Origin of the sequence: Tsukamurella sp. PLM1 (assembly GCF_023168325.1) — a bacterium.
Lineage (GTDB): Bacteria > Actinomycetota > Actinomycetes > Mycobacteriales > Mycobacteriaceae > Tsukamurella.
The window spans coordinates 3,536,654-3,563,483 of sequence record NZ_AP025688.1 but is presented as its reverse complement, the minus strand read 5'-3'; the positions used below and the strand labels follow the sequence as shown (position 1 = coordinate 3,563,483).

The following is a 26,830-nucleotide window of genomic DNA, read 5'->3' as shown; positions in this document are numbered from 1 at the left end:
CGCTGTGGACAACGTACGCCGGCGGGCAGAAGGGGTGTTTGGACTGCTGGAGACGGGCGGATCAGGTGTCTGGACCGCCGGAGCCGGGCGGATCGGGTGTCTTGGCGGCCGGAGCCGGGCGGATCGGGTGGCGCTCAGCCGCGCCGGGCGATCCGCAGCACCTCGTCCTCCGTGGGCGGGCTGGCGGCGTGGTGGCTCAGGCACATCGGGGAGTGCAGGCGCACCGTCGAGTCCCCGGCCCCGAGGTAGAAGTCGCCCGGGCCCAGGCCGCCGATCGCGTCGATCCGCCCGCCCCGCGCGGCCGCCAGGTCCTTCGCGGCCTGGATCTGCACCGGGGCGTTGAGCTTTCCGTAGAAGTGCGTGGCGGCGTTGCCGACGACCTTGTCGTGCAGGCCCTTCGGCGCCTGCGTCGCGAACACGAGTCCCAGCCCGTACTTGCGGGCCTGTGAGGCCAGGAGCAGCGTCGATTCGGTGGACGGCTTCACCGCTCCCGACGGCGCTATCTGCTGCGCCTCGTCCACCACGAGGAGAGCACCCAGCGGACGGTCGCCGGCCGGGTGCCGCTTGATCCAGGTGAACAACGCCAGCTGCAACTGCGCCACGAACGTCTGTCGCTGCGTTTCGTCCGGCAGCCCGATGAGGCTGATCACCGACACCCGCGCCCGCTTGCCCGCAGCCGGGGTGAGCAGCGTCGCCGGGTCCACCGCCTCGCCGTGCCCGCCGAGGAGCGGGTTGTTGATCAGGGCCGCCTGCAGGTTCGCGGCGAGCTCGGGCGCCAGCTTGTCGGCGCTGCCGAGCGAGCTGCGGCTCGAGTCCCACTCACGCAGGAACTCCGCGAAACCGCGCACGTCGGCGCGGCCCACCTGCCGGCCGTACGCGTCCAACGCCTCCCGCAGGATCGCCCGCTGCTGCTCGCGGCGCGAACCGCTCACGCCCACATGCTGTTCCAGCGCGCTCGCGCAGGCCTCGACCGCCATCGCGAAGCCCTCGCGGGCCTCCTGCGCGTCGAGGCCCTCACCGTCCATCCCGGTGCGCAACGCGGCGAAGTCGGGGATCGGCTGCAGCACCAGCGGCCGTGCCGACGGCCGGTTCGGCGTCCACACCACGACGTCCGTGCCGGCGAGGTAGGTGCGCGCCCGCTCGGCGTCGCCCTCCCACCAACCCGCGGGTTCGGCGGGCCACGCCTCGCCGAGCCGGGACAGATCGTTGTTCGGGTCGAGCACGATCGCCGACACCCCGCGCAGCACGCACTCCTCGATCAGCCGGCGGATCAACACCGTCTTGCCCGATCCCGAGCCCGCGAAGATCGCGGTGTGCCTGCGCAGCTCGGCCGGGTCCACCGTGACCGGCCGCTGGTCCGCCCCGAGCCCCACCGCGATCTCCGGACCCGACGGTGCCGCAACCGGTTCCGCCGCCGCCTCCGCGGCGGGGTGGGCGTCCCGGGCTCCGGGCGCGGGGCCGGCGGGCCGCCGAACATGACGTCGGCGACCGAGCTCGACAGCCCGCCCACGCGGCCGACCGCGTCGCCGGGGATGAGGCTGCGCGCCTTCCGCGCGGCGCCGGCCGGCGCCGCGGCCGGCTTCTGCTCCAGGCCCGCGAACATCCGCAGCCCGTGCGCGGGACGCCGCGCGGTGAGCCACTCATCGAGCCCGTCGGGGCTGCTCGCGATGATCCGGGCGAGCGCGTCGAGGGTCGCGAGGTCGGCCTCGTCGAGCGGGAGCAGCTCGGCGCCGGATTCGACGGCGTCCGCGAGCGCCGCCGACGTCTTCGGGCTGGTGGGCCATGGTGTGGAGCGCAACAGGAAGAGCTTGCGACGGTCGAGCCCGGCCGTCAGCCCCGCGCCCGTCGCGGCGTTCTGGATGCGGTTGAGCACCGCCAGCGGGCTCGCCGAGGGGATCGCCCGGAACGACCAGTGCTGTTCGTCCTCCACGCGTCCGGGCAGCCGGCGGCGCAGCCGCGCGTCGAGTTGCTTGCCGCCGCGCTCGATGGAGAAGCCGTCGCCGCCGTCCTCGCGGGTCCACGCGCGCAGGCCCGCCTCGATCAGTGGCGCCATGCGCTTGTCCGCCTCGGCCTGATCGGTGGCGACCGCGCCCACGCGGGCCCGGATCCGCAGCGCGTCGAACTGCGCGTCGAGCGCCGCGAGCGCGTCGGCCGGGGCCGGCTCGGGCACCGTCGGCGCCGGTACCGGGCGCGCCGGCCCGTCGTCGAAGGACGCGAGCTCGAAGTCCGTGCGGGTGCTCACGCACGCCCGGATGTGCGCGTCGACCTTGGTGAGCAGGTCGCGCGGGGTGTGGTGGACCGCGGAGGCGAACGCCTCGGGCGCGACGGGCCACGTGGGGTGCGGCGGCGCGAAGTCCTTCGACCGGTACGCCGCGGCGAGGCGCCGCTCGACGATGGCGCGGGCGAGGGCACCGTCGGGCAGCGACTTGAGCGGGCCCACCACGCGGAACCGCGCGGCGACCGACGCGGTGGCCCGGCCGGCGAGCGTCTCCCACGCCGTGGGCAGCATGCACGCGACCGTCACGGTGCGGTAGAGGCCCGCGCAGCGCCATCAGGCCGTGACCCACCTGCTCGATCACGTCGCTCTCGGCCGCCTCCGGGTTGGCGAGGGTGGCGGCGGACTGGGCGAGCAGGGTGTCGATCTGGTCGACGGCGAACACCGTGGCCGCGGTCTCGGCCATGAACGCGGAGATCGCGCGGACCGTCTCGACGGCGGAGAAGCCGCTCGCGGGAAGGCCCCAGTGCAGGCGATCGGCGGCGGTCTCCTCCACCTCGATGTCGTCGAGGAAGGCCGAGCCGAGGTCCGCGAGCCGGGTGTCGGGGGAGGCCAGCAGCACCAGCGCGCGGAGCACGCCGTGGTACTGCCGCACCTGCGGGCGCCGCTTGCTCATGGCCGCGACCAGCGCGTCGAGCCCGGCGGGGTGGGCACCGCATCGCCCGAGAACTCCCGGCGGTGCGCCCGCGAGAGCCCCGCCTCGTCGGACAGCAGCCAGATCAGCTGCGCGAGCTGCGTGTCGTGGTCCCGCGCCGGGCGCAGCAGGGAGCTGCGCAACGAGGTGAGCGCCGCGCGCCAGAAGTCCGAGGAGTCCAGCAGCTCCAGCAGCACGAAGTAGTGGCCCGCGGCCTGCACCTCGGCCCGGAACCGGGTCAGCAGGTGCGTCTTGCCGGTGCCGGCGTTGCCGGTGATCACCAAGCCGGTAGGGGACGAGCCGGTGCTCGCGACGGCGTCGCCGAGGGCGTCCTCGAGGTCCTCCCAGACGTCGGTGTGCAGGCCGTCCACGTGCACGCCGTCCGACGCCGAGTCCCACACCTCCTCGTACGTCGGAGCCCAACTCAGGCGAACGGAACGCAGCGCCGCGCGCTGGGTGTCGGAGAGCGTCATCGGGTGATCCGTATCGCGTGGAGGGGGCGCCCGCCGAGGTGCAGGGCGGCCGCGCGGTCCTCGGAGGTGAGGGCCTTCAGATTGTCCTCCGCGACGATGTGCACGCCGGGCTCGGGGTACAGCTCACGCAGGGCGTCGTCGACGGTGTCGCGCGGCACGCCGGGCAGCGCGGCGCGCAGCCGCGCCAGGGCGACCCACGCCCCCGGGGCCGCGATCCGCAGGTATGCCGCGCGAACCAGGTCGACGGTGCTCGCGGCCCCGGTCGCCGGGGTTGTCGGCGCCGGGGCGCTCGGCGTGGAGGCGGGTACCGGTGCCGCGGGCGTCATCACCTCGCCGAGGGCGAGGGACTCGCGCCGCAGGTAGCGGCCCACGCTCGCCCCGAAGGTGAGCAGCGCGCGCAGTTGCGGGGTGGCGCGCGGCGGGGGCGGGGATTCGAGCAGTTCCGCCGCCGCCGCCCACCCCTTGTCGGTCAGCGAGAGCACGAGCGCGCGCCGGGCGCCGGGCTCCACGTCCACGAGGCCGTTGCGCTGCAGCTTGCGCCGCGACGGCGCTTCCAGCGCGGGGCCGAGCAGCTTCAGGTCGGGATTGCGCACGGGGTCCACGGCGGCGGCCAGCACCAACAGCACCGTCACCTCCGTGCCGGTGAGCCCGGACGTCAGATCATTCACCACGCGCCCCTCGCGAATCGGATGCCACCAGCCTACGAATGATCGACAGCGATTCCGACAGGTCGGTGAGGATCCGCGTGTTCGTCAGCCGCAGCACCCGGAAGCCCGCGAGCATGAGGTCGGCGTCGCGGCGGCGGTCGGCCTCGTACTTGTCGGGCGTCCGGTGGTCGGCGCCGTCGACCTCCACCACCAGGCGGGGCCGCTCGAACAGCAGGTCCACGCGCACGGGCGGGTGCAGCGCGCCCAGGTCGACGCTGCGGTTCCAGTGCCGGTCTGCCGCCCACGCCGCGGCCGCGAGCCCGCGTTCGAGGTGTTCCTCGGCCGCGCTCGCCGGGTGCGGGCGCCCCGAGATCGGCGGGAACGACGGTGCCGGGCGCAGCCGCGCCAGCGCCTCGGACGGCGCGTCGGGCAGCTCGACGGTGCGCGGCGGACCGTCGAGCTGCGGGAACCGGTCGAGGGGCGCCGCGCCGGGCCCGAGGAGCCAGACCGCGCAGTCCCCGCGGGCGAGCCACTGCGCGGCGGTGGCGAGCGCGTCGACGGCGTGCGGCGCCGGTGGCTCGCGGAGCTCGAGGGCCAGGACCAGCCGGCGCGTGCCGTAGCCGCGGGTGAGCGCGTACTCGACGGCGCCGCGACGGTCGGCGGCGGGGAGCTCGGTGAAGCTCACGAGGGACGGTGGGCGCAGCGCCGCGGTGGCGAGCGCGCCGAGCGCGACGCCCGTGCCGGGGCCGCCGTCGTGTCGGTGGCTCAGCGCCCGGGCGGTGAACCGGTCGAGGACGCCGCCCGATTCGGGGGCGTTCGCACCGTCCGGCAGCCACGCGGGGAACAGCTCGATCGCGACCGCCGCCGCGCGGACCAGCACGTCGTCGATGATCGCGCTGGGCGCCGACGGCAGGGGAGTGGTGACGCCCGGAAACACCACGACCGGGTCTTCGGGAGTCCGACGGTCCGCCGCTGCCGCGAGCGCGGGCGCCGACGTACCGCGCAGGCGGGTGACCCCGCTCTGCGGGAGGTCGGACAGCACCACGGACTTACCGTACGCGCAACGACCCACCGGCGGTCGGAGTGTTCCGGGAGGGTGGAGGCCCCTTGAACCCAGGAGCGCGCAGATCGCACCGTCTATATGCTCTGATATGTAGCGATCGAGAGGTGGGTTCCCATGGCTGTCACCAGCGTTGACCTCGACCCCCGACTGATCGAGCGGGCTCGTGAACTCACCGGGGAGCGCTCGAACCGCTCCGTGATCGACCTCGCGCTGCGCCGACTCATCGCGTCGAAGCAGAAGGGCGCGATGATCGACGGGATCGCCGAGCTCGCCGGACTTCCCGATGGCCTCGGCGCGCCCGTCGTCGACCCGAACGCGAAGCCGTGACGGACTACCTGGTTGACAACTCGGTCTGGGCGCGGCTTGCGACCGGCGATGCAGGGGTGGTCGCACGGTTGCGGCAGATCGAGCGCGCGCTCTCGGACTTGTTCGTGACCTGCCCGCCCCAGGTGCTCGAGTTCTGCCACAGCGCGAGAACGCCCGACGAGCACGAGCTCTATCGGGACCGGATCACGATGGGCTTCCCCCTCGAGCGCGCCCCGGACGAAGATCTCGTCCTCGATATGCAGGCCGCCCGGTGGTCGTCCGGGTTCGTCCGCGCCGCGGGCCCCGCGCACATCCTCATCGCCGCGTACGCCATCGTTAACGATGACCGTGCTCGCCGCCGACCACGACTTCGAGCACATCGCCCGCGTGAGCGAGCTGCGGCACCAGTACATCGCCCCGACGACGTGACGGCTCGTCGTAGGGCGGAGAGAAGGAGACGCTGTGCGCGACGCGTTCCATGTCCTGACGAGTTCGAGGATGGCGAGCGGAGAGGCGGTCGAGGTCGCAACAGCCGCCTCTGCTCGTCTTTCCGACCGCGCGGTGTTACTCGTCGTCGACGACAGGCGTAATTACTCGCCCTCGTGGTCGCCCGACGTGGCCAGGGCGATGTTGGCGGTGCTGCGGAGTGTTCGAAGTGGGGTGCCGATCAACGACGGGGATCGGGGCATGATCGACGCCGAGATCGATCGCCTCGCCCGGTGGATCCGGGGCAGGGAAGGCCTCGACGACGGGCCTCTTGTCTTCTGGGATGGGCAGGTCATAGATCTCGATGAAGGCCGTAGTCATGAAGGCTCGGAGCGAGATGAGTGCTGGGTCCTGACGAGTTCGAGGATGGCGATCGATGATGCTGTGGCAGCTGCGAAACTTGCCAGCGCGCATCTCCTCCCCGCGCATCGCTGTCCGTCGTCGACGACAGAAAGATCTATGCTCCACGGTTTCCCCTCGAGTTGGCGCACAGAACGCTCGAGATCTTCCGGCGGATTCGGGCTGGCGTTCCGATTCCCGACGGGGAGCGGTTCATCGTCGAGATCAAGATCGACGATCTCGAGTGCCATCTCGAGGAGTTCGAGGCGGGCGGCGAGGGCGATGTCGTGGTCTGGTCCTCCGACTGAGCGGTTCGTGGCGGACCGTCGGGCATGAGGACCGCAGGCGGGGCGTCCCGACCGGGCACGATTCGACAGCGACCTGCGGGTTCCCCTATCATGGACGGGTTGCCTGCGGCCCTGCGCCGTGGGTGACGGACCGCGCGTGTCCGGGTCGGTAATCCGGCGCGCATGAAAATCCAGGTCTGAGGAGACTGCAACAGTGATTCAGCAGGAATCGCGGGTGCGGGTCGCCGACAACACGGGTGCTAAGGAAATCCTCTGCATCCGCGTGCTCGGTGGCAGCTCGCGCCGCTACGCCGGCATCGGCGACATCATCGTCGCCACCGTCAAGGACGCCATCCCCGGCGGCAACGTCAAGCGCGGTGAGGTCGTCAAGGCCGTCATCGTGCGGACCGCCAAGGAGCGCCGCCGTCCGGACGGTTCGTACATCAAGTTCGACGAGAACGCCGCTGTCATCATCAAGAACGACAACGACCCTCGTGGCACCCGCATCTTCGGCCCGGTCGGCCGCGAGCTGCGCGACAAGAAGTTCATGAAGATCGTTTCGCTGGCTCCGGAGGTGCTCTGACATGAAGGTGCACAAGGGCGACACCGTCATCGTGATCTCGGGCCCCGACAAGGGCGCGAAGGGCAAGGTCGTCGAGGCCTTCCCCAAGGCTGAGAAGGTCCTCGTCGAGGGCGTCAACCGGATCAAGAAGCACACCAGCACCTCCGCCACCGCGCAGGGCGGGATCGAGGTCAAGGAGGCCCCGATCCACGTCTCGAACGTGATGGTCGTCGACTCGGACGGCAACCCCACCCGCGTGGGCTACCGGACCGACGAGGAGACCGGCAAGCGCGTGCGGATTTCCCGCAAGAACGGGAAGGACATCTGATTATGAGCACCGCTGAGAAGACCCAGCCCCGGCTGAAGGCGCGCTACCGCGCCGAGATCAAGGACGCGCTGAACAGCGAGTTCAACTACGACAACGTCATGCAGATCCCCGGCGTCGTCAAGGTGGTCGTGAACATGGGCGTCGGCGACGCCGCTCGCGACGCCAAGCTCATCAACGGCGCCGTCAAGGACCTCGAGCTGATCACCGGCCAGAAGCCGGAGATCCGCAAGGCCCGCAAGTCCATCGCGCAGTTCAAGCTGCGTGAGGGCATGCCGATCGGCGCGCGCGTCACCCTCCGTGGCGACCGCATGTGGGAGTTCCTCGATCGCCTCACCTCGATCGCGCTGCCCCGTATCCGCGACTTCCGCGGCCTCAACGGCAACCAGTTCGACGGCAACGGCAACTACACGTTCGGCCTGAACGAGCAGTCGATGTTCCACGAGATCGACGTGGACTCCATCGACCGCCCGCGCGGTATGGACATCACCGTCGTCACCACTGCCACCAACAATGAGGAAGGCCGCGCGCTGCTCAAGCACCTCGGCTTCCCCTTCAAGGAGAACTGAGCCATGGCAAAGAAGGCGCTGGTCAACAAGGCCAACAAGAAGCCCAAGTTCGCCGTCCGCGCGTACACCCGTTGCAACAAGTGCGGCCGCCCGCACTCGGTGTTCCGCAAGTTCGGCCTCTGCCGTGTGTGCCTGCGCGAGATGGCGCACGCCGGCGAGCTCCCCGGTGTGCACAAGAGCAGCTGGTGAGTGAACCCCGGGCCTGACCCGGGAGCAGATCCGCGCGAGGGGCGCGCATCCACGACACGTGGGTGCGCGCCCTTCTGCATCGTCGGACGCGATTCGCATCACGAAACGCGTGCGGAATTCACGTAGTTACTCTCCTGTTAACTATGCTGTCATCTCATGTTGGTGCGTGCAGACTTCGCGCTCCCGCGGGGACCGCGCGGAGGGCGCCCCCGCGCCCGGTGGGGACGACGGCAGTGGACCTGGGCGGTCCTCGCCGTCGTGGCGTTCGTCCTGGTGATCCAGGCCGCCGCGATGTACTGCGGGCTTCGCGGCCCCGTCGAGCGCCTGGTCGCCGATTTCGTGGGCCGGCCCGTCACCGGCGAGGTCAAGGTGGCCGCGCTCGCCCGCCCTCATCTGCCTGCCCCGCGCGCTGCGGCTGCCGTTCGTCGCGACGGTGCTCGGCGCCGAGGTGCTGTTCAACGCCGAACGCCTGATCGCGGGCGTGCCGCTGCACTTCGGCAACGGCGTGATGTGGGCGCTCGCGGGCTTCGCCGCGTACGCGGGCGTGCGGCTGAGCGGCCGCGAGCGGGCGGTCGTGCTCAAGGCCGTCGGCGTGGCGGCGATCCTCATCGTCGCGAACGCCGTCTCTGCGGTCTGGCTGGGCCTGACGATGCAGGCCCTGCCCGAGGTGGCCGACCATTTCGTCGAGGTCGCCGACCGGGCGCTCGGCAGCCCGTCGTGGGTGATGGGCCGGTTCGTGCAGGACCACGAGGCCTACCTGTGGCTCATCACCAAGGTCTACACCTACCTCCCGGTGGGCGCGGCGGTCGTCGCGTACTTCCAGCTGCGGCGCAGCTCCACCGACGGCTTCCCGCGCCATCACATCGTCAAGTCGTTCATCGTGATCGGCGCCATCGGCCCGATCGTGTACTTCCTGTTCCCCGTGGTCGGCCCCGCGTACGCGTTCGGGAACCAGGTGCCCGGCGCCGGCTGGATGGACGTGTGGCCGCACGTCGTGCCCACCTCGCTCGAGCCGTTCTCCGCGGTCTACAGCCCACTGGCGCCGCGCAACTGCATGCCGAGCCTGCACACCGCCTGGGCCACCGCGATCCTGGTGCACGCGCTGCGCGGTCCGCGGCTGCTGAAGCTGTTCGGGATCGCGTGGTGGGTGTGCACCCTCTCGGCCACTCTCGGCCTCGGTGCCCACTACGGCGTCGACCTCGTCGCCGGGTTCGTCTTCGTCCTCACCCTCGAGGCCGCGATGGCCCGTCCCGAGGACGGCTGGCACGCGCGCCGCATCGTCACCGTCGCCGGCGGAGCGGTTGCGTTCGCCGTGATCCTCCTCGCCTCCCGGTACCTCAGCGTCCCGATGGCGCAGAGCGGCCACCTCGCCGCCGTCGCCCTGCTCGGGACGGCAGCGATCATGGCGGTCGCGTACGCGCGCATCGCCCGGCCCGCCCAGCCCGACGGTGCCGCGCCCCGTCGGCCGGGGGACGCGGGGGCGGCCGGCGGGACCGGGGCGACGGGGGATCCGGCGCTCGCGGCCTGACCGCTAGGCTGACCGCGTGGGTGATTCCGATGCGTAGCGTGGCAGCGGGGGCGATCGGACTGGTCATCGTGGGTCTGTTCGCGATGCGGTTCGTCGGGCCGCTGGGCCTGGTGTTCATCGGCGGCGCCCTGATGGTGGGCCTGATCGTGCTGTTCGGCGGCGGTGGCGACAAGCCGCGGCCACGGCCCGTCGCCGCGGCCGCGCCGCAGCCGAAGGTCGCGCCGAAACCGGCCCCGGCACCGTCGGGCAGGGCGCTGTGGGAGCGCGCCGTGGGCCGCCACGACGAGGTGCTCTCCGAGTACGCCGCGTACGAGCTGGATCCCGAGATGCTGCTGCGGTTCCCCGCGATGTGGGACCTGAGCTCACCGAAGGTGATCGCGTTCCACGACGCGCTCGAGCACGCCGGGGCGCTGCGCACCGACGAGTACCCCGGCGAGCCCGCCGGCGCCGAGTACGCCGACGCCGTCACCGACCTGCGCACCGGCTGGTACGCCGCCGACCGGCACGCCCGCAGCACCGGCACCGTCGGGCTGCCCGACGAGGACGTCCGTGACCTCGACCGCGGGCTCAAGCTGTACCGGCACGCGAACTCGTCGACCGCCGCCGAGCGGGCCGCGTACCTGAACCAGGTGGTCGGCACCGTCGACAAGCTGGTCGACCGCGGCGTGCTGCCCGCGCCCCGCGCTTTCGCGCCGAACTCGAGTCCGAGGCCCGCAAGGCCATCGAGGGCTGACCGCTCCCTGTGGGGAACTGGTGTCCCCGAGTTCGCCGTGTATCCGCTCCCTGTGGGGAACTGGTGTCCCCGAGTGCAGTTGGAGTCCCAGGGACTGCAGTTGGGGAGTCCGGATTCAGCGGGGAGTCCGGCTCCCTATAGGAGCCGGCGCCGGCGCCGGCACCCGCACCCGCATCGGCACCCGCACCCGCATCGGCGACTGTCAGAGCGGCAGCATCGCGCGACACACGCACCGCGCATGCAACGTCCGAATCGGGGCGAGTGTTGCGTATGGTGTTCATGTGACTGTTGTGACTCGAAGGGTGGCGCTGGGCGTCGCGGCCGCGGTTCCCGCTGCGATGATCGCCGCGCGGGCGGGCGCCGATCCGGGCTCCGGGGCGGGAGCGGGCGGCACCGTCGGGCCGACGACGCCGGCGGCCGGACAGCCGGCGCAAGCCAGGTGGACCCCGGAGCGCGCACAGCAGTGGCGGGCGCAGAATCCCTGGTCGGTGGGCTGCAACTACATCAACGCCAACGCCGGGAACCAGTTCGAGATGTTCCAGGCGCAGACCTTCGACCCCAACCGGATGAGCCTCGAGCTCGGCTGGGCGAAGGGCGTGGGCATGCGGGTGATCCGGGTGTTCCTGCAGGACCAGCTGTACACCGCCGACCCGGCGGGGTTCATCGCGCGGCTGAACACCTTCCTCGCGACGGCCACCGCGCAGGGGATCAAGACCATGTTCGTGCTGTTCGACTCGTGCTGGGACCCGAACCCCAAGCCCGGCGTGCAGCGCGAGCCCACGCCCGGCGTGCACAACTCGACGTGGGTGCAGAGCCCGGGCGCCGCAGCGCTCACCAGCCAGGACACCGCGAAGCTGCAGGCCTACGCCACGGGCGTCGTCACGGCCTTCGCGAACGACCCCCGCGTGATCGCGTGGGACGTGTGGAACGAGCCGGAGAACCTGGCCGACTCCTACCCGCTCGCCCCGCCCGACAAGGTGGCCCGCGTCGCGCAGCTGCTGCCGCAGGCGTTCGCGTGGGCCCGCGCCGGCAACCCGACGCAGCCGCTGACCTCCGGCGTCTGGGCCGACACCCGCCCCGAGATCCGCGCCGTCCAGCTGGCCCAGTCCGACGTGATCAGCTTCCACAGCTACGACCCGCCGGAGAAGTTCCGCGCCATGGCCGCCGACCTCGCGAAGCAGGGACGACCGCTGCTGCTCACCGAGTACATGGCGCGCCCGCAGGGCAGCACCATCGAGGCGATCCTGCCGATCTGCAAGGAACTCGGCATCGACGCCTATCAGTGGGGCTTCGTCGCCGGCCGCAGCCAGACGTACTACCCGTGGGACTCGTGGAAACAGCCCTACACGGGTGCGCGGCAGCCGCAGCAGTGGTTCCACGACCTCCTCTGGCCGGACGGCCGCCCCTACAGGGACGCCGAGGTCGCCACGGTCCGCAGGCTCACCGCGGCCGTCTAATCGTCGGCGCGCAGGAAGCTGCCGTCGATCGAGTAGTAGGCCTCGTCGTCCGGGCCGAGCCCCACCTCCATGATCACCGGCGGCGCGGCGCGTGAGCTGCGCCGCGTGTCGCGGTCGACCCGCAGCCCCAGGGCGTGCGCGTCGATCGGGATGATCGACCGCCGCTGCACCAGGTCGGCGCGCGCCCGCTCGATCGCGGCCGCGCTCACCGTGCGGAGCGCGAACGAGTCGTCGCTCGACGATGTGCTCGGCCGCAGGTCGACCTCCGGGAACTTCCCGACAGTCTCCCTCAGGGTGCCGCGCTTGCCGGCACCGTCGATGCTCAGCTCGACGGTGCCCTTACCCGACCCGACCGAGCTCACGTTGGGGGCGAACACGCGGTAGTCCATCCGGTCGAGGACGGGCTGCGCGGGGTCGAACCCGTTGGCCCGCAGCAGCCGCTCGGCGAGGGGGAGCAGCCCGTCGACCTTCGCGAGCGCGAGGTTGTCGGGGACGTTCCCCGCCGCGTCCGTCTCGATGTCGGTGCCGGACATGCCGAAGGTCGCGACCAGCTTCTTGTCCGGGCTGCGGCGTTCGATCTCGACGCCGTCGGAGGCGTGGGGCGAGCTCCGGTCGACGCCGATGGTGTCGGCGGCGGCGGTGGCCTTCTTCGTGGCCGCGGTGAGGTCGAGTCCGGCGAGGTCGGTGGCGCGGAACGTGGCATCGGCGCGGTCGGTGGTCGAGTGCCGGTTCGGTTCGTACCACTGGTCGCTGGACTGCGAGTAGTTCGCGGAGACGCGCTGGCCCTTCGTCAGGTCGAGGACGTACACCTGGGTGGAGTTCTCGTCGATGTCGATCGACAGGATCGCGTCGGCGCCGCCCGGCAGCAGCTCGCCGGCCTTGGTGAGCGCGCGGCGCAGCTCGGCCGATGGGTCGATCGCGCCGTCGTCCTCGGACGCGAAGACCGACGGTCCGCGCCCGCCGGCGGTCTCGGTCAGCACGATCGCCGCCGGCACCCCGGCGGAGACGACGAGGATCGCGGTCGCGAACGCCGCGGTGTAGGGCGACCACGCGGGCGCGGACCGCAGTCGCCACGCCAGGGCGCCGACGGCCACGACCGTCCCGACCGCCCAGGCGAGGGAGGCGGCACCGTCGGACACCGCGGCCCCGACCAGGCCGACGGTGCTGAGCACTGCGATCAACGCGACCGTGAGAGACGTGGGCACGGTCAAAGCGTATCGGCGGCGATCACGGTGAGTGCAACCGATGTGCTCCGGGCGAATCGGGCATAGGTTCCGCGATGGATCCGAACCCCGACCAAGGAGTCTCCATGACCGCGTCCACCACCGGAACGCTCACCGCCATCATCGACGCCACCGACGAGGCGGTCGCCCGCAACACCGCCAACGCCCACGTCGTGTTCTCGGCGACGGCCGTGCCGCAGGGCACCGTCGGCAGCGTGACCACCGCGCGCCGGCACACCCTCGCCGTCGACGAGCCGCCGACCCTCGGCGGCGACGACACCGCGATCAACCCCGTCGAGGCGTACCTCGGCGCGCTGCTGTCCTGCCAGGTCGTGACGTACCGCTTCTACGCCGACAAGCTCGGCGTCACGATCGACGAGCTGAGGCTCAGCGCGGAGGGCGACCTCGACGTGCGCGGCTTCTTCGGCCTCGACGAGACGGTGCGCCCCGGCTTCACGGCCGTGCGGGTCGTCGTCGAGATCTCCGGGCCGGACCCCGAGGAGCGCTACCGCGAGCTGACCGCCACCGTCGACGCGCACTGCCCGGTCCTGGACCTGACGCAGAACCCGACCCCGGTCACCACCGAGCTGCGCGTCGGCTAGGGCCTCGACGGTGCGCGGCGGCCCCGTCACGGCGAGTGCGCCGTAGAACACCAGCAGCGACGTGGCCGCAGCGAAGTTCAGCCGCAGGTCGCGGGCGCGGATGTGCAGCCCGACGGCGACCGCGAAGTAGAGGGTGAGCATGATCGCGGTCAGTCGCGCGAGGCCCGGCCATCGCGGCGCAGCGGCGAGGCCGACGGCCGACGCCGCCTTCACCACGGGGAAGAACCAGCGGCTGTTGCCCTCGGGCCAGCCCACGTCGTCGAGGCATTTCGCGACGTAGGGGATGGGCTGGATGCAGATCGCGGCGTCCGTCGCCTGCCCGGCGGCGACGAGTTCGTAGAAGCGCGGATCCCGGATGACTTCGCCTGGTGAGACCATGTCCATACGCTAGCGTATGGAAACCGGGTCGACAAGGCTTGTGAGGTGGCGTCCGGATGCCCGACGGTCCGCGGCACCGTCGGGCCCGGAAGGCGGGGTGGGTCGGACCGATTCGACTCTGACCGGCGCTTTCTCTACACTAGTGAGGTTGCCTGTCGTGCTCCGAGCACGGCCGGTGTACAACCCCGAACCGGTACGGCGGCGCTTCGGCGCGGTCGGTCCGGTCCGGAACCCTGCAGTGCAACGGTATTGCAGGACGCTTGCTTCGTAGTAGGCCCACCGCCGGACACCCCAGGCCCCGACTCGTCGGGGGACCGGAGTGCCGTCGATGTATGGGAACCGCTGCGAGAAAGGTAGACGAATCTGTCATGACCATGACTGATCCGATCGCAGACTTCTTGACCCGTCTGCGCAACGCCAACTCGGCGTACCACGACGAGGTGACGCTGCCGCACTCGAAGATCAAGGCGAACATCGCCGAGATCCTCAAGGCGGAGGGCTACATCACCGACTTCCGTACCGAGGACGCCGAGGTGGGCAAGAACCTCGTCGTTTCGCTGAAGTACGGCCCCAGCCGTGAGCGTTCGATCGCCGGCCTGCGCCGCGTGTCGAAGCCCGGTCTGCGCGTGTACGCGAAGTCCACCAACCTGCCGAAGGTCCTGGGCGGCCTGGGCGTGGCGATCATCTCCACGTCCTCGGGCCTCCTCACGGATCGCCAGGCAGCCAAGCAGGGCGTGGGCGGCGAAGTCCTCGCTTACGTCTGGTAAGGGGACAGAAGAACTATGTCGCGTATTGGTAAGCACCCCGTGGTCGTTCCCGCGGGCGTCGACGTGCAGATCGCCGGCCAGGACGTCACCGTCAAGGGCCCCAAGGGCCAGCTGGCGCTGACCGTCTCGGAGCCGATCTCGGTGTCGAAGAACGAAGAGGGCGCCATCGTGGTGGCCCGTCCCGACGACGAGCGGCGCAACAAGGCGCTGCACGGCCTGTCGCGGACCCTGGTCGCCAACATGGTGACGGGTGTGACCGAGGGTTACACCAAGAAGATGGAGATCTACGGCGTGGGTTACCGCGTGGCGCTCAAGGGCAAGGACCTCGAGTTCTCGCTGGGCTACAGCCACCCGGTGCCGATCGAGGCGCCCGAGGGCATCACCTTCGCGGTGGAGAGCCCCACCAAGTTCTCCGTGTCCGGCATCGACAAGCAGCAGGTCGGCCAGATCTCGGCGGTCATCCGCAAGCTCCGTCGCCCCGACCCCTACAAGGGCAAGGGTGTGCGCTACGAGGGTGAGCAGATCCGTCGCAAGGTCGGAAAGACGGGTAAGTAACTCATGGCAACTCAGACTGAGAACAAGCGCACCCCGGTGGGCAAGGACGTTTCGACTCGTCGTCGCGCGTCGAAGGCCCGTCGCCACTTCCGCCTGCGCAAGAAGATCGAGGGCACCGCGGTCCGTCCGCGGCTCGCGGTCAAGCGTTCGAGCCGGCACATCCACGTCCAGCTGATCGACGACCTCAAGGGCCACACGCTGGCCGCGGCGTCGACCCTGGAGGCGGACGTCAAGGCCGCGGGCGGCGACAAGTCGGCCCAGGCCAAGAAGGTCGGTGAGCTCATCGCCGCCCGTGCCAAGGCAGCCGGTGTGGACGCCGTCGTGTTCGACCGTGGTGGCAACAAGTACCACGGCCGGATCGCCGCGCTCGCGGACGCCGCTCGCGAAGGCGGGTTGACGTTCTAATGACTCACACCAGCATGTTTTCCATCGAAGGAGAGGCAGCCTGATGCCCGGACGTCAGCGTCGTGACGGCGGCAGCAACAACGGCCCCGCCGGAAACAACGAGAACTCGAACGATCGCAACGACCGCCGCGGCGGCCGGGGCGGCCGCGACCGCGATCAGCGCGGTGGCCGGAACGAGGCCGAGAAGAGTAACCACATCGAGCGCGTTGTCACCATCAACCGCGTGTCGAAGGTCGTGAAGGGTGGTCGTCGCTTCAGCTTCACCGCACTCGTGATCGTCGGCGACGGCCAGGGCATGGTCGGTGTCGGCTACGGCAAGGCCAAGGAAGTTCCCGCGGCCATCCAGAAGGGTGTCGAGGAGGCCCGGAAGAACTTCTTCCGCGTGCCGCTGATCGGCAACACCATCGTGCACCCGGTGCAGGGTGAGGCCGCGGCCGGCGTCGTGCTGCTGCGTCCCGCCAGCCCCGGTACCGGTGTCATCGCCGGTGGCGCCGTGCGTCCGGTGCTCGAGGCGGCCGGCGTCCACGACGTCATCGCCAAGAGCCTCGGCTCGGACAACGCCATCAACGTGGTGCACGCCACCGTGGCCGCTCTCAAGGAGCTGCAGCGTCCGGAGGAGGTCGCGGCTCGTCGCGGCCTGCCCATCGAGGACGTGGCCCCGGCCGGCATGCTCCGCGCCCGTGCAGGTCAGGGAGCGTAAGTCATGGCAGAGCTCAAGATCACCCAGGTGCGTGGCACCATCGGGACCAAGAAGAACCAGCGCGACAGCCTGCGCACCCTTGGCCTGAAGGGCATTCGCAAGAGTGTCGTTCGCGAGGACACCGCGCAGAACCGCGGCCTGATCCAGGTCGTGTCGCATCTCGTGGAAGTGGAGGAGGTGTAAGCAATGGCTATCAAGCTGCACGATCTCCGTCCGGCCAAGGGCGCGAAGACGGCCAAGACCCGTGTGGGTCGCGGTGAGGGTTCGAAGGGTAAGACCGCCGGTCGCGGCACCAAGGGCACCAAGGCCCGCAAGAACGTCCCCGTGGCGTTCGAGGGCGGCCAGATGCCGCTGCACATGCGGCTGCCGAAGCTCAAGGGCTTCAAGAACCGCAACCGGGTCGAGTACCAGGTGGTGAACGTGGGCGACATCGCGCGCCTGTTCCCGCAGGGCGGCACCATCGGCATCGACGACCTCGTCGCCGCCGGTGCGGTTCGCAAGAACCGCGTCGTCAAGGTGCTGGGCGACGGCGAGATCAACGTCAAGGTGGACGTGACGGCGACCAAGGTCACCGGCGCCGCCAAGGCGAAGATCGAGGCCGCCGGTGGCTCCGCCACCGAGCTGGCCGCCAAGGCCGAGGCCTAATTCCTCGCGCTGCGCAACGTGGACGCCGCGGTAGGCGCCGGTCTCCGGTGCCTACCGCGGCTCTCGTTTCGCGGGTCCGACGGTCCGCCTGCCTCCTGCCGGGCGGTGCCTTCGATCCCGCGGGCCACGGTCGCACACGGGACGGTTGTCGCGGATCCCGCCCGGCAACCTCCCTGAACAGCCTTGATGACGACGGCTGTTAGAGTTCATACGTTTGCAGGATTACCCATGAGGACGTCGCGCCCCGCCCCGGGCGGCGCGCGCGTCCACGAGCGTGGCGGCCCGTCCGGGCCGCCCGGCTGCCAGGAGGATGTGTGCTTTCGGCCCTAGTCCCGATCTTCCGGACCCCGGATCTGCGGCGGAAGATCCTGATCGTCCTGGGCATCCTCGTGCTCTACCGGCTCGGCGCCACGCTGCCGTCGCCCGGTGTGGACTACAAGAACGTCGGTGAGTGCCTCGACGAGATCAGCAAGGGCGGCAACGCCGACATCTACTCGCTGATCAACATGTTCTCCGGCGGCGCGCTGCTGCAGCTGTCGGTGTTCGCGATCGGCATCATGCCGTACATCACCGCGTCGATCATCATCCAGCTGCTGATGGTGGTCATCCCGCGGTTCGAGACCCTCCGCAAGGAGGGCCAGGCCGGCCAGGCGAAGATCACCCAGTACACCCGCTACCTCACGGTGGCGCTGGCACTGCTGCAGGCCACGGCGATCGTCGCCATGGCCTCGCGCGGCCAGCTGCTGCAGGGCTGCACCAAGCCGATCCTCGCCAAGAACGATCTGTTCACCCTCGTCACCATCGTGATCGTGATGACCGCCGGCGCGGTCCTGGTCATGTGGTTCGGCGAGCTCATCACCGAGCGCGGCATCGGCAACGGCATGTCGCTGCTGATCTTCGCGGGCATCGCCGCCCGCCTCCCCGCCGACGGCAAGCAGATCCTCGACAAGGACGTGCTGACGTTCGTCCTGGTGTGCGTCGCGGTGCTGCTGATCATCGTGGCCGTGGTGTTCGTCGAGCAGGGGCAGCGCCGGATCCCGGTGCAGTACGCCAAGCGCATGGTGGGCCGCAAGATGTACGGCGGCTCGTCCACCTACCTGCCGCTCAAGGTGAACACCGCCGGCGTCATCCCGGTGATCTTCGCGTCGTCGCTGCTGTACCTGCCGCAGCTGGTGATCCAGCTCGTCGCGAACGGCTCGACCGCCGGCTGGGTGCAGTGGATCCAGACCAACCTGGTCAACCCCGCCAGTGCCTGGCACATCGTCGTCTACTTCGCGCTGATCGTGTTCTTCACGTACTTCTACGTGGCGATCACCTTCAACCCGGAGGAGCGCGCCGACGAGATGAAGAAGTTCGGTGGCTTCATCCCGGGCATCCGTCCCGGCAAACCCACCGCCGACTACTTGAACTACGTGTTGCAGCGGATCACGTTGCCGGGCTCGCTGTACCTCGGCATCATCGCAATTCTCCCGAACCTCTTCCTGGAGATCGGTGGAGGCAGCAGCATGTCCAACATGCCGTTCGGCGGCACCGCCGTGCTGATCATGGTGGTCGTGGCGCTCGACACCACGAAGCAGATCGAGAGTCAATTGATGCAACGCAACTACGAAGGATTCCTCAAGTGAGACTGGTTATTCTCGGCCCTCCCGGGGCAGGCAAGGGCACGCAGGCGGAGCGGCTGTCGGAGAAGTACGGAATCCCCCACATCTCCACCGGTGACCTGTTCCGCGCGAACATCAGCGAGGGCACGGAGCTCGGCGTCGAGGCGAAGAAGTACATGGACGCCGGCGAGCTGGTGCCGTCCTCGGTGACCGTGAACATGGTGCGCTCGCGCCTGACGGAGCCCGACGCGAAGAACGGCTTCATCCTCGACGGCTTCCCGCGGTCGACCGATCAGGCCGATTCGCTGGGCGAGATCCTGTCCGAGCGCGGCGAGAAGCTCGACGCCGTGGTCTCCTTCGACGTCCCCGAGGACACCGTCGTCGAGCGCATGCTCGCGCGCGGCCGCGCGGACGACACCGAGGACGTCATCCGCAACCGCATGCAGGTGTACGCGAACCAGACCGCGCCGCTACTCGACTACTACGGCGACGCCGTCACGCACGTCGACGCCGTCGGCACCGTCGACGAGGTGCTGAGCCGCGTGACCACGCAGCTCGACAAGTGAGTCGTTTCCGCCGCAAGAAGACCGTGCCCTTCCGCTCTGCGGGAGAGCTCGACGCGATGGCCGCCGCGGGCGCCGTCGTGGGCCGCGCGCTCGTCGCGGTCCGCGACGCCGCCCGCGTCGGCGTTTCCACGCTCGAACTCGACGAGGTCGCCGAGACGGTGATCCGCGAGGCCGGCGCGGTCCCGTCGTTCAAGGGCTACCACGGCTTCCCGGGCTCGATCTGCTCCTCGGTCAACGAGGTCGTGGTCCACGGCATCCCGGACCGGTCGACGGTGCTGGCGCAAGGCGACCTGGTCTCCATCGACTGCGGCGCCATCCTGGACGGCTGGCACGGCGACTCCGCGTGGACCTTCGGCGTGGGTGAGCTGTCTGCGGAGGATGCGGATCTCTCCGAGGCCACCCGCCTCGCGATGGAGGCCGGTATCGCCGCCATGCTGGACGGCAACCGCCTCACCGATGTCTCCCACGCCATCGAGACCGCCACCTACGCGCAGGCCGCGCGCCTGGGTCGCGACCTCGCGATCGTCGACGGCTACGGCGGCCACGGCATCGGCCGCGAGATGCACATGGAGCCCTTCCTCGCCAACGAGGGCGACCCGGGCAAGGGCCCGCACCTGGTCGTCGGCTCTACACTCGCGATCGAGCCGATGCTCACTCTGGGCACCCCGGACACCTCCGTCCTCGATGACGACTGGACCGTCGTCACGGACGACGGTGCGCGCTCCGCCCACTGGGAGCACACGGTCGCCGTCACCGCCGGCGGACCCCGGATCCTCACCCCGCGTCCCTGACCTGCGGCGATGAAAACGCGCTTGACCCTCACGCCGCGTGAGGCACGAGTGTGGTCGGCGTGAACGAAGGAAGGCCCGCAGAGCGCACCGTCGGCGCGATCGCGCGACTGACCGGCGTCAGCGTGCGCACCCTGCATCACTACGACGAGATCTCGCTCGTGGTGCCGTCGGGGCGTACGCGCGCCGGGTACCGCGTGTACTCCGACGGTGACGTGGAGCGCCTGCATCAGGTGCTCATGTACCGCGAGCTGGGCTTCCCCCTCGAGCAGATAGCGACCCTGCTCGACGATCCGGCCGCCGACGCCATGGCGCACCTGGAGCAGCAGCGCAAGCTGCTCTCCGAGCGGATCGACCGTTTGCACCGGATGGTCGCGGCTGTGGAGGACATGATGAACAGCAAGAAGCAGGGCGTCCAGCTCACCGCCGAGGAGCAGACCGAGATCTTCGGCGACAACTGGCTCGGCGAGGAGTACGCCGAGGAGGCGGAGCAGCGCTGGGGCGACACGGAGGCGTGGAAGCAGAGCCGGAATCGGACCGCGCAGTTCACCAAGGACGACTGGAAGCGGATCAAGGCGGAGGGCGACGCCCTCGAGGCCGCTCTCGCCGACGGCCTCGCGCGCGGGGTCGCGCCGGGGTCGAGCGAGGCGAACGCGCTGGCCGAACGGCACCGCGCCGGTATCGAGACGTACTACGACTGCGACTACGCGATGCAGGTGAACCTCGTTCAGATGTATCTCGCCGATCCCCGGTTCACGCAGCACTACGAGGACATCGCGCCGGGGCTGACGCAGTACGTGCACGACATCGTCGTCGCCAACGCGGAGCAGCAGTAGTCCCGCGGTCCTTCGAGGCGGTCAGTACGCTGGTCGTGTGGACCAGGTGCTCGAGTTCGCGAGGGACTTCTGGTGGTTGGTGTTCCCGCTGGGCGGCTCTCGCGGGAGGCGCGCGGGCGGTCGCGGCGTGGAACGAGCGCCGCGCCGCCCGCCGCCTCGAGCGGTACCGCATCAAACAGGAGACGAAGGTCGCGCTGGCACAGGCCAAGGGCATGGGCCGGATCGACGCGGCGCAGGTCGAACGCGAGCTCACGCGCGCCCGCGCCGAGCACGACGAGGTCGACACGCGCTGGTTCGGCTACGAGACCGACCTCGCGACCATCCTGGACTTCCCCATGATGATCGACATGCGGGAGCCGCTCACCGTCGAATTCCATAAGGCCAAGCGTCGCGCGGACCTGCTCCGCCCGGAGGGCCCGACGGTGCTGCCGCGACCGGCCCGACGGCCGCCGACGTCGAGCAGTACCGGGACGCGGTGCATGCGTACGCGGCGGCGTTCGCCGTGGCGGAGCAGGAGGCGCAGCGCCGGCGCCGGGGCGACTTCTCGCCGCTCGAGCAGGAGCGTCTCGCCAGGGCGCAGCGCCTCGGCCGTCGCCCTCGACGGCGGGGCCACCGGCCCCGAGCGGCAGCAGGCCTACCAACGCGCCCGGTCCGAGCTCGAGGGCCTCATCGACCTGCCGAAACCCGCCACCGTCGCCCTGGAACGCCAGGTCCGCGCCGCCCTGGAGCGGTAGCGGGCCTACGACCCGTTCAGTACGTGGTGTCACGTGCAGCCGCGCTGCACGGCGGAGGTCCAGGCACCGTCGGACCGGAGGACCGAGCGGACGGCCGAACGCCACCACCGCACAGCGCGCATCGGTTCCGCCTAGGACGCGTCCGCAGCGGCCTTGAGGCCCAACTGCAGGTCGGCGAGGATGTCGTCGATGTGCTCGATGCCCACCGCGAGGCGCACCAGGCCGGGCGTGACGCCGGCCTCGAGCTGCTCCTGCTCGGAGAGCTGGCTGTGCGTCGTGGACGCGGGGTGGATCACCAGCGAGCGCACGTCGCCGATGTTCGCGACGTGGCTGTGCAGCGTGAGCGCGTCGACGAAGGCCTTGCCGGCGGGCACGCCACCGGCCAGCTCGAACGCGACCACCGCGCCGGCCCCCTTGGGGAGCAACTGCTGCGCGCGGTCGTACCACTTCGACGAGGGCAGCCCGGCGAAGATCACCTCGGTCACGACCTCCTGGCCGTCGAGGAACTCCGCCACCTTCTGGGCGTTCGCGACGTGCCGCTCGACCCGCAGGCTCAGCGTCTCGATGCCCTGCGAGAGCAGGAACGCGTTGAACGGCGAGATCGCGGGACCCAGGTCGCGCAGTAACTGCACGCGGGCCTTGAGCGCGAAGGCGGGCGCGCCGAGGTCGGCGAACACCACGCCGTGGTACGAGGGATCGGGGGTGGTGAACCCCGGGTGCCGGCCCTGCGTCCAGTCGAACTTCCCGCCGTCGACGATCACGCCGCCGATCGCGGACCCGTGGCCGCCGAGGTACTTGGTGGCGGAGTGCACCACGATGTCGGCGCCGTGCTCGAGCGGGCGCAGCAGGTACGGGGTCGCCACGGTGTTGTCGACGATGAGCGGCAGCCCGTTCTCGTGCGCGACGCCGGCGACGCCGGACACGTCGAGCACGTGGCCGCGCGGGTTGGAGATGGTCTCGGCGAAGAAGGCGCGCGTGTTCGGGCGGACTGCGGCGCGCCACTGCTCGAGGTCGTCCGGGTCCTCGACGAAGGTGACCTCGATGCCCAGCTTGGCGAGCGTGTAGTGCAGCAGGTTGTAGGTGCCGCCGTACAGGTACGGCGAGCTCACGATGTGGTCGCCCGACTCGGCGAGGTTGAGGATGGCCAGCGACTCCGCGGCCTGACCGGACGCCACCAGCAGCGCCGCGACGCCGCCCTCGAGCGCGGCGATCCGCTGCTCGACCACGTCCTGCGTGGGGTTCATGATGCGGGTGTAGATGTTGCCCGGCTCGGCCAGTCCGAACAGCGCCGCCGCGTGATCGGTGTTGTTGAACGAACGACGTGGTCTGGTAGATCGGGAGCGCGCGCGCGTTGGTGTCGCCGTCGGGCGTCTGTCCGGCGTGGATCTGCGTGGTCTCGAAGTGCCAGGTGGGGCTGTCCGGATTGGTCATGGCCCCGATACAAGTGCACCCGCTCCGCGATGTCCAGGGTTTGACTCATACTGGTGTTGAAGTGAGGGGTGAGATGGACGAGATCGTCGCGCTGTACGACGACGCCGGCCGTCCGAGTGGCGCGGCGCTCCGCTCGCGGGTCCGCGCCGAGAACCTGCGCCACGCCGCCACCGCGATCCTCGTCTTCGACCCCGAGGGGCGGATCTACGTGCACCGCCGCACCGTCACCAAGGACCTGTACCCGGGCCTGCGCGACTTCTGCGCGGGCGGGGTGCTGCTGGCGGGGGAGTCGCCGGACGACGGTGCCGCGCGCGAGGCCTTCGAGGAGCTCGGGGTCCGCGGGGTCGCGCTGCGGCCCGTCGGTACCCGCCCCTACGCCGACGGTGCCACCCGGTTCCTGTGCTTCCAGTACGTCTGCGTGTTCGACGGTGTCGTCGTCCACCAACCGGAGGAGGTCGCGAGCGGCGACTGGATGGAGCCGGACGCTCTGCTGGCGGCCGTCGCCGCGGACCCGGCGGACTTCGTACCCGACTCGGTGGAGCTGGCGTTGCACCTGGTGACCGGTCGCGTCACACCCGGGACCGGAATCGACCACGATTCGTCCGAGGAGTCCTGAGCGCGTAGAATGGGCAGGTAGTGCAGCGAACATTCGCTGCGGTCTCGGGCGCAACCGGCGCCCGTGCAGACACACAGGATCGTGGAGGGTATGGCGAAGAAGGACGGAGCCATCGAGGTGGAGGGCCGCGTCGTCGAGCCGCTCCCCAACGCAATGTTCCGCATCGAGCTGGAGAACGGGCACAAGGTGCTCGCGCACATCAGCGGCAAGATGCGGCAGCACTACATTCGTATCCTGCCCGAGGATCGCGTCGTCGTGGAGCTGTCTCCCTACGACCTGACGCGCGGGCGCATCGTCTACCGGTACAAGTGACCGCGTAGCGCGCAGCCGGATACGAGAAAGACCCACCCCGCGGGGTGGGTCTTCTTCGTGGTCCGGCGGCTACACCGCGAGGCGCAGGCCACCCGCCTGGGCGAGGACGAAGCCGAGGTCCCAGTAGTCCGAGACCTCCGAACCGTCGTTGCCGGGCTCGCCCGAGCCGGTGGCGTGGATGCCGAGCGCGGCACCGTCGGACAGGCGGATGAGCGACGCGCCGCTGTCGCCCGAGCGCAGCTTGAGGTCGGTGCGGAAGCGGTTGTCGGTGACATCGGTGACCGAGCCGCACACCCAGCCGCTGGTGCGGCCCTGGCTGCAGACCTTGTCGCCGATCTTCGCCTTGCCGAGCGACTTCGGGGCCGCCTTGCCCAGGCGGTTCACGAGCGGCACGCCCTGCTTGAAGGCGACGGTGCCCCAGTCGGGGTGCGAGACGTTCGTGGTGAACTCCCGGCCGTCGATCACCTTGGTGGGCGGGTTCGACGACTTCTCGAACTTCCCGACGGAGATGAGCGCGCGGGCCTGGCCCGGGGCGGGGACGGTGACCTCCTCGCCGACCTTCCCGCAGTGCCCGGCCGTGACGCCCACGCGGCGCCCGTCCGGGGTGGTCGCCAGGACGCCCAGCGTGCAGGCGGACACCTCGATGCCCTCGGCGGTCTCCTTCTGCACGATGTCGATCTCGGAGCCTGGACCGATCACCACGCGGGGCGCGGCGGTGGCCGGCGCGGTGGCGACGAGGACGGAGACGGCGGCGCCCGCCGCTGCGGTGGCGGCGACGGCGAGGCGGCGGGGCGTTGTCAGACGCATGACTGAGGGTCCTTACGGATCAGCGGGAATCAGCAGTAGCGGATAGTGCATGTCGCGCGATGTTCCTGAGGCTAGCATGAGAGCGCGGAGAGGGTGGATTTGGGCGCTCGACGCGCGCAGCGTACACTGGATCATCGCGTGCGTGCGCGGCTTCGTCGTGCGCGCCGTGGCGCTGCGCCGGAGTCCCGGTGCGGCGTGGAAAAACACTGAACAAGGGATAGGACTGACGTGAAGGTCAACCCCAGCGTCAAGCCGATCTGCGAGAAGTGCAAGGTGATCCGCCGCAACGGCCGGGTCATGGTGATCTGCGACAACCTGCGCCACAAGCAGCGTCAGGGCTGATCACTGCGCTTCGAGCGGTTCGCCGCTTGAACAGCAATTGATGACCTCTCCGCACCAGCGGGGCATACGAGCCCCCGTGGGACCCCCGGCTCGGAGGCCGGGGCCTCGGCCGGCGTGAAAGCGCCGGAACCAGCGAGGACGGGCGGGGAGCAGACCTCCGAACGAGAAGAAGGAACCGCCAAGAATGGCACGTCTCATGGGTGTCGACCTCCCGCGCGAGAAGCGCATGGAGATCGCACTGACCTACATCTACGGCATCGGCCGTACCCGCGCGACTGAGATTCTGGACGCCACAGGCGTGAGCCCGGATCTGCGCAGCAAGGACCTCAGCGACGAGGACCTGACCAAGCTCCGCGACTTCATCGAGTCGAACGACTACAAGGTCGAGGGCGACCTGCGCCGCGAGGTGCAGGCCGACATCCGTCGCAAGATCGAGATCCAGTGCTACCAGGGCATCCGCCACCGTCGTGGCCTGCCCGTGCGTGGCCAGCGCACCAAGACCAACGCTCGCACCCGTAAGGGTCCGAAGAAGACCATCGCCGGAAAGAAGAAGTAATGCCTCCGAAGTCCCGCGCCGCCACCGGTGCGAAGAAGGGCGCTTCGCGTCGTCGCGAGAAGAAGAACGTCCCGCACGGCCACGCCCACATCAAGAGCACGTTCAACAACACCATCGTGTCGATCACGGACCCCAACGGCAACGTGATCAGCTGGGCCTCCTCGGGCCACGTCGGCTTCAAGGGCTCGCGTAAGAGCACCCCGTTCGCCGCGCAGCTCGCCGCCGAGAACGCCGCCCGCAAGGCGCAGGAGAACGGCGTCAAGAAGGTCGACGTCTTCGTCAAGGGCCCGGGTTCGGGTCGCGAGACCGCCATCCGCTCGCTGCAGGCCGCCGGCCTCGAGGTGGGCACCATTTCCGATGTCACGCCGCAGCCGCACAACGGTTGCCGTCCGCCCAAGCGGCGTCGGGTCTAGGGAAGGTAGGAGAGAGAAACCATGGCTCGTTATACCGGCCCTGTCACCCGTAAGTCCCGTCGTCTGGGCGTCGACCTCGTCGGCGGCTCCGAGGCGTTCGAGCGTCGTCCTTACCCGCCCGGCCAGCACGGCCGCGCGCGGATCAAGGAGTCCGAGTACCTGCTGCAGCTCAAGGAGAAGCAGAAGGCGCGCTTCCTGTACGGCGTGATGGAGAAGCAGTTCTCCCGCTACTACCAGGAGGCCAAGTCGGCTTCCGGTAAGACCGGCGACGCGCTGCTGCAGATCCTCGAGACCCGTCTCGACAACGTCGTGTACCGCGCCGGCCTGGCCCGTACCCGTCGTCAGGCCCGCCAGCTGGTGACCCACGGTCACTTCACGGTGAACGGCGTCCGCGTGGATGTTCCCTCGTACCGCGTCTCGCAGTACGACATCATCGACGTCCGCCCGAAGTCGCTCGGCACCACGCCGTTCCAGATCGCGCGTGAGACCGTCGGCGAGCGCACCGCTCCGGGTTGGCTCCAGGTGGTCCCGTCGAACCTGCGCATCCTCGTGCACCGCGTGCCCGAGCGTGAGCAGATCGTCGTGCCCTTCCAGGAGCAGCTCATCGTCGAGTACTACTCGAAGTAAGTAGTAACGGGGTCGCCGGCACACCGCCGGCGACCTTCTACGGGCGTCAAATA

Annotated in this window: 33 protein-coding genes and 3 pseudogenes; 26 read left to right on the top strand and 10 right to left on the bottom strand. The window is 70.1% G+C overall.

Features of this window, described 5'->3' with window-relative positions; genetic code table 11:
* Positions 1-134: 134 nt before the first annotated feature.
* The 5 genes from MTP03_RS18340 to MTP03_RS18320 all read right to left on the bottom strand — a co-directional run bounded on the left by MTP03_RS18340 (position 135) and on the right by MTP03_RS18320 (position 5,074).
* Positions 135-1,373 carry an ATP-binding protein gene (locus MTP03_RS18340; RefSeq protein WP_248489435.1) on the bottom strand — a complete coding sequence of 413 codons (1,239 nt, stop codon included), beginning with the start codon at positions 1,371-1,373 and terminating at the stop codon, positions 135-137.
* Positions 1,271-2,509: a hypothetical protein gene (locus MTP03_RS18335; RefSeq protein ID WP_248489434.1), complete on the bottom strand. Its 1,239-nt coding sequence runs from the start codon at positions 2,507-2,509 to the stop codon at positions 1,271-1,273. Before MTP03_RS18335 ends, MTP03_RS18340 begins: the two co-directional genes overlap by 103 nt.
* Positions 2,510-2,887: 378 nt before the next feature.
* Positions 2,888-3,382 carry an ATP-binding protein gene (locus MTP03_RS18330; RefSeq protein ID WP_248489433.1) on the bottom strand — a complete coding sequence of 165 codons (495 nt, stop codon included), beginning with the start codon at positions 3,380-3,382 and terminating at the stop codon, positions 2,888-2,890.
* Positions 3,379-4,050, bottom strand: a complete 672-nt coding sequence (locus MTP03_RS18325) for a hypothetical protein (RefSeq protein WP_248489432.1) — start codon at positions 4,048-4,050, stop codon at positions 3,379-3,381. The genes MTP03_RS18330 and MTP03_RS18325 overlap by 4 nt, the downstream gene beginning before the upstream one ends.
* Complete coding sequence (locus MTP03_RS18320) at positions 4,043-5,074, bottom strand: endonuclease domain-containing protein (protein WP_248489431.1); 1,032 nt, start codon at positions 5,072-5,074, stop codon at positions 4,043-4,045. The genes MTP03_RS18325 and MTP03_RS18320 overlap by 8 nt, the downstream gene beginning before the upstream one ends.
* A gap of 132 nt (positions 5,075-5,206) precedes the next feature.
* Between MTP03_RS18320 and MTP03_RS18315 the strand changes: the two genes are divergently transcribed.
* From MTP03_RS18315 to MTP03_RS18285, 7 genes are all read left to right on the top strand, one after another.
* Entirely contained in the window at positions 5,207-5,419 is a 213-nt protein-coding gene (locus MTP03_RS18315; RefSeq protein WP_248489430.1) for a type II toxin-antitoxin system VapB family antitoxin, read from the top strand.
* A 947-nt stretch (positions 5,420-6,366) separates the two neighbouring features.
* Positions 6,367-6,531, top strand: coding sequence for a hypothetical protein (locus MTP03_RS18310; protein ID WP_248489429.1), 165 nt, complete (start codon positions 6,367-6,369; stop codon positions 6,529-6,531).
* 193 nt (positions 6,532-6,724) lie between these two features.
* Positions 6,725-7,093 carry a 50S ribosomal protein L14 gene (rplN, locus tag MTP03_RS18305; RefSeq protein ID WP_013128004.1) on the top strand — a complete coding sequence of 123 codons (369 nt, stop codon included), beginning with the start codon at positions 6,725-6,727 and terminating at the stop codon, positions 7,091-7,093.
* Position 7,094: 1 nt separating this feature from the next.
* A complete protein-coding gene (gene rplX, locus MTP03_RS18300; RefSeq protein WP_126196450.1) occupies positions 7,095-7,400 on the top strand; it encodes a 50S ribosomal protein L24 in 306 nt (101 codons plus the stop codon).
* A 2-nt stretch (positions 7,401-7,402) separates the two neighbouring features.
* A complete protein-coding gene (gene rplE / locus MTP03_RS18295; RefSeq protein ID WP_248489428.1) occupies positions 7,403-7,966 on the top strand; it encodes a 50S ribosomal protein L5 in 564 nt (187 codons plus the stop codon).
* Positions 7,967-7,969: 3 nt separating this feature from the next.
* Positions 7,970-8,155: a type Z 30S ribosomal protein S14 gene (locus tag MTP03_RS18290; RefSeq protein ID WP_068522657.1), complete on the top strand. Its 186-nt coding sequence runs from the start codon at positions 7,970-7,972 to the stop codon at positions 8,153-8,155.
* Between the two features lie 433 nt (positions 8,156-8,588).
* Complete coding sequence (locus MTP03_RS18285; protein ID WP_248489427.1) at positions 8,589-9,683, top strand: phosphatase PAP2 family protein; 1,095 nt, start codon at positions 8,589-8,591, stop codon at positions 9,681-9,683.
* A gap of 362 nt (positions 9,684-10,045) precedes the next feature.
* Here MTP03_RS18285 and MTP03_RS18280 read toward each other — a convergent pair whose 3' ends face one another.
* Positions 10,046-10,267, bottom strand: a complete 222-nt coding sequence (locus tag MTP03_RS18280; protein WP_248489426.1) for a hypothetical protein — start codon at positions 10,265-10,267, stop codon at positions 10,046-10,048.
* Positions 10,268-10,706: 439 nt separating this feature from the next.
* Here MTP03_RS18280 and MTP03_RS18275 point away from each other — a divergent pair, with 439 nt between their 5' ends.
* Positions 10,707-11,873, top strand: coding sequence for a cellulase family glycosylhydrolase (locus MTP03_RS18275; RefSeq protein ID WP_371820991.1), 1,167 nt, complete (start codon positions 10,707-10,709; stop codon positions 11,871-11,873).
* On the opposite strand, the gene MTP03_RS18270 is transcribed toward MTP03_RS18275, so the two are convergent.
* Positions 11,870-13,078 carry a hypothetical protein gene (locus tag MTP03_RS18270; RefSeq protein WP_248489424.1) on the bottom strand — a complete coding sequence of 403 codons (1,209 nt, stop codon included), beginning with the start codon at positions 13,076-13,078 and terminating at the stop codon, positions 11,870-11,872. The genes MTP03_RS18275 and MTP03_RS18270 overlap by 4 nt on opposite strands.
* Before the next feature lie 104 nt (positions 13,079-13,182).
* Between MTP03_RS18270 and MTP03_RS18265 the strand changes: the two genes are divergently transcribed.
* Positions 13,183-13,698, top strand: coding sequence for an OsmC family protein (locus MTP03_RS18265; protein ID WP_248489423.1), 516 nt, complete (start codon positions 13,183-13,185; stop codon positions 13,696-13,698).
* A gap of 21 nt (positions 13,699-13,719) precedes the next feature.
* Here MTP03_RS18265 and MTP03_RS18260 read toward each other — a convergent pair.
* A pseudogene (locus tag MTP03_RS18260) lies at positions 13,720-14,076 on the bottom strand (hypothetical protein); the annotation flags it as partial.
* A gap of 368 nt (positions 14,077-14,444) precedes the next feature.
* Here MTP03_RS18260 and rpsH point away from each other — a divergent pair.
* The 11 genes and pseudogenes from rpsH to MTP03_RS18205 all read left to right on the top strand — a co-directional run bounded on the left by rpsH (position 14,445) and on the right by MTP03_RS18205 (position 21,673).
* A complete protein-coding gene (rpsH, locus tag MTP03_RS18255; RefSeq protein WP_126196458.1) occupies positions 14,445-14,843 on the top strand; it encodes a 30S ribosomal protein S8 in 399 nt (132 codons plus the stop codon).
* Between the two features lie 15 nt (positions 14,844-14,858).
* Positions 14,859-15,398 carry a 50S ribosomal protein L6 gene (gene rplF / locus MTP03_RS18250; protein WP_248489422.1) on the top strand — a complete coding sequence of 180 codons (540 nt, stop codon included), beginning with the start codon at positions 14,859-14,861 and terminating at the stop codon, positions 15,396-15,398.
* Positions 15,399-15,401: 3 nt separating this feature from the next.
* Positions 15,402-15,803 carry a 50S ribosomal protein L18 gene (gene rplR / locus MTP03_RS18245; RefSeq protein ID WP_248489421.1) on the top strand — a complete coding sequence of 134 codons (402 nt, stop codon included), beginning with the start codon at positions 15,402-15,404 and terminating at the stop codon, positions 15,801-15,803.
* 43 nt (positions 15,804-15,846) lie between these two features.
* A complete protein-coding gene (rpsE, locus tag MTP03_RS18240) occupies positions 15,847-16,503 on the top strand; it encodes a 30S ribosomal protein S5 (protein WP_248489420.1) in 657 nt (218 codons plus the stop codon).
* 3 nt (positions 16,504-16,506) lie between these two features.
* Positions 16,507-16,686, top strand: a complete 180-nt coding sequence (gene rpmD / locus MTP03_RS18235; RefSeq protein ID WP_126196462.1) for a 50S ribosomal protein L30 — start codon at positions 16,507-16,509, stop codon at positions 16,684-16,686.
* A 3-nt stretch (positions 16,687-16,689) separates the two neighbouring features.
* Complete coding sequence (gene rplO / locus MTP03_RS18230) at positions 16,690-17,148, top strand: 50S ribosomal protein L15 (RefSeq protein ID WP_248489419.1); 459 nt, start codon at positions 16,690-16,692, stop codon at positions 17,146-17,148.
* Between the two features lie 314 nt (positions 17,149-17,462).
* Positions 17,463-18,773, top strand: coding sequence for a preprotein translocase subunit SecY (secY, locus tag MTP03_RS18225; RefSeq protein WP_248489418.1), 1,311 nt, complete (start codon positions 17,463-17,465; stop codon positions 18,771-18,773).
* The gene (locus MTP03_RS18220) at positions 18,770-19,315 is read left to right on the top strand and encodes an adenylate kinase (RefSeq protein ID WP_248489417.1); all 546 of its coding nucleotides are present in this window, start codon (positions 18,770-18,772) and stop codon (positions 19,313-19,315) included. Before secY ends, MTP03_RS18220 begins: the two co-directional genes overlap by 4 nt.
* 56 nt (positions 19,316-19,371) lie before the next feature.
* Positions 19,372-20,106: a type I methionyl aminopeptidase gene (gene map / locus MTP03_RS18215; RefSeq protein WP_248492286.1), complete on the top strand. Its 735-nt coding sequence runs from the start codon at positions 19,372-19,374 to the stop codon at positions 20,104-20,106.
* A 59-nt stretch (positions 20,107-20,165) separates the two neighbouring features.
* A complete protein-coding gene (locus MTP03_RS18210; RefSeq protein ID WP_248489416.1) occupies positions 20,166-20,939 on the top strand; it encodes a MerR family transcriptional regulator in 774 nt (257 codons plus the stop codon).
* A gap of 37 nt (positions 20,940-20,976) precedes the next feature.
* Positions 20,977-21,673 (top strand): annotated as a pseudogene (locus MTP03_RS18205) (hypothetical protein).
* A 131-nt stretch (positions 21,674-21,804) separates the two neighbouring features.
* Here the strand turns inward: MTP03_RS18205 and MTP03_RS18200 are convergent.
* Positions 21,805-23,104: pseudogene (locus MTP03_RS18200) on the bottom strand (bifunctional o-acetylhomoserine/o-acetylserine sulfhydrylase).
* A 73-nt stretch (positions 23,105-23,177) separates the two neighbouring features.
* Between MTP03_RS18200 and MTP03_RS18195 the strand changes: the two are divergent.
* A complete protein-coding gene (locus MTP03_RS18195) occupies positions 23,178-23,720 on the top strand; it encodes an NUDIX domain-containing protein (protein ID WP_248489415.1) in 543 nt (180 codons plus the stop codon).
* Positions 23,721-23,810: 90 nt separating this feature from the next.
* The gene (gene infA, locus MTP03_RS18190; protein ID WP_005140011.1) at positions 23,811-24,032 is read left to right on the top strand and encodes a translation initiation factor IF-1; all 222 of its coding nucleotides are present in this window, start codon (positions 23,811-23,813) and stop codon (positions 24,030-24,032) included.
* Between the two features lie 69 nt (positions 24,033-24,101).
* Here infA and MTP03_RS18185 read toward each other — a convergent pair whose 3' ends face one another.
* Positions 24,102-24,839 (bottom strand): S1 family peptidase, encoded by a 738-nt coding sequence (locus MTP03_RS18185; protein WP_248489414.1) that lies wholly within the window; start codon positions 24,837-24,839, stop codon positions 24,102-24,104.
* 228 nt (positions 24,840-25,067) lie between these two features.
* Between MTP03_RS18185 and rpmJ the strand changes: the two genes are divergently transcribed.
* From rpmJ to rpsD, 4 genes are all read left to right on the top strand, one after another.
* Entirely contained in the window at positions 25,068-25,181 is a 114-nt protein-coding gene (rpmJ, locus tag MTP03_RS18180; RefSeq protein ID WP_013127970.1) for a 50S ribosomal protein L36, read from the top strand.
* 184 nt (positions 25,182-25,365) lie between these two features.
* Positions 25,366-25,737 (top strand): 30S ribosomal protein S13, encoded by a 372-nt coding sequence (gene rpsM / locus MTP03_RS18175; protein ID WP_248489413.1) that lies wholly within the window; start codon positions 25,366-25,368, stop codon positions 25,735-25,737.
* Positions 25,737-26,150, top strand: coding sequence for a 30S ribosomal protein S11 (rpsK, locus tag MTP03_RS18170; RefSeq protein ID WP_068573267.1), 414 nt, complete (start codon positions 25,737-25,739; stop codon positions 26,148-26,150). The genes rpsM and rpsK overlap by 1 nt, the downstream gene beginning before the upstream one ends.
* Before the next feature lie 21 nt (positions 26,151-26,171).
* Entirely contained in the window at positions 26,172-26,777 is a 606-nt protein-coding gene (gene rpsD, locus MTP03_RS18165) for a 30S ribosomal protein S4 (protein WP_248489412.1), read from the top strand.
* Positions 26,778-26,830 lie beyond the last annotated feature (53 nt).

Coding starts and splice junctions, on each gene's coding strand:
- MTP03_RS18335 (WP_248489434.1), bottom strand. CDS start 2,509: ATGCTGCCCACGGCGTGGGAGACGCTCGCCGGCCGGGCCACCGCGTCG.
- MTP03_RS18330 (WP_248489433.1), bottom strand. CDS start 3,382: ATGACGCTCTCCGACACCCAGCGCGCGGCGCTGCGTTCCGTTCGCCTG.
- MTP03_RS18315 (WP_248489430.1), top strand. CDS start 5,207: ATGGCTGTCACCAGCGTTGACCTCGACCCCCGACTGATCGAGCGGGCT.
- rplX (WP_126196450.1), top strand. CDS start 7,095: ATGAAGGTGCACAAGGGCGACACCGTCATCGTGATCTCGGGCCCCGAC.
- rplE (WP_248489428.1), top strand. CDS start 7,403: ATGAGCACCGCTGAGAAGACCCAGCCCCGGCTGAAGGCGCGCTACCGC.
- MTP03_RS18290 (WP_068522657.1), top strand. CDS start 7,970: ATGGCAAAGAAGGCGCTGGTCAACAAGGCCAACAAGAAGCCCAAGTTC.
- MTP03_RS18265 (WP_248489423.1), top strand. CDS start 13,183: ATGACCGCGTCCACCACCGGAACGCTCACCGCCATCATCGACGCCACC.
- rpsH (WP_126196458.1), top strand. CDS start 14,445: ATGACCATGACTGATCCGATCGCAGACTTCTTGACCCGTCTGCGCAAC.
- rplF (WP_248489422.1), top strand. CDS start 14,859: ATGTCGCGTATTGGTAAGCACCCCGTGGTCGTTCCCGCGGGCGTCGAC.
- rplR (WP_248489421.1), top strand. CDS start 15,402: ATGGCAACTCAGACTGAGAACAAGCGCACCCCGGTGGGCAAGGACGTT.
- rpsE (WP_248489420.1), top strand. CDS start 15,847: ATGCCCGGACGTCAGCGTCGTGACGGCGGCAGCAACAACGGCCCCGCC.
- rpmD (WP_126196462.1), top strand. CDS start 16,507: ATGGCAGAGCTCAAGATCACCCAGGTGCGTGGCACCATCGGGACCAAG.
- rplO (WP_248489419.1), top strand. CDS start 16,690: ATGGCTATCAAGCTGCACGATCTCCGTCCGGCCAAGGGCGCGAAGACG.
- map (WP_248492286.1), top strand. CDS start 19,372: ATGGCCGCCGCGGGCGCCGTCGTGGGCCGCGCGCTCGTCGCGGTCCGC.
- MTP03_RS18195 (WP_248489415.1), top strand. CDS start 23,178: ATGGACGAGATCGTCGCGCTGTACGACGACGCCGGCCGTCCGAGTGGC.
- infA (WP_005140011.1), top strand. CDS start 23,811: ATGGCGAAGAAGGACGGAGCCATCGAGGTGGAGGGCCGCGTCGTCGAG.
- MTP03_RS18185 (WP_248489414.1), bottom strand. CDS start 24,839: ATGCGTCTGACAACGCCCCGCCGCCTCGCCGTCGCCGCCACCGCAGCG.
- rpsM (WP_248489413.1), top strand. CDS start 25,366: ATGGCACGTCTCATGGGTGTCGACCTCCCGCGCGAGAAGCGCATGGAG.
- rpsK (WP_068573267.1), top strand. CDS start 25,737: ATGCCTCCGAAGTCCCGCGCCGCCACCGGTGCGAAGAAGGGCGCTTCG.
- rpsD (WP_248489412.1), top strand. CDS start 26,172: ATGGCTCGTTATACCGGCCCTGTCACCCGTAAGTCCCGTCGTCTGGGC.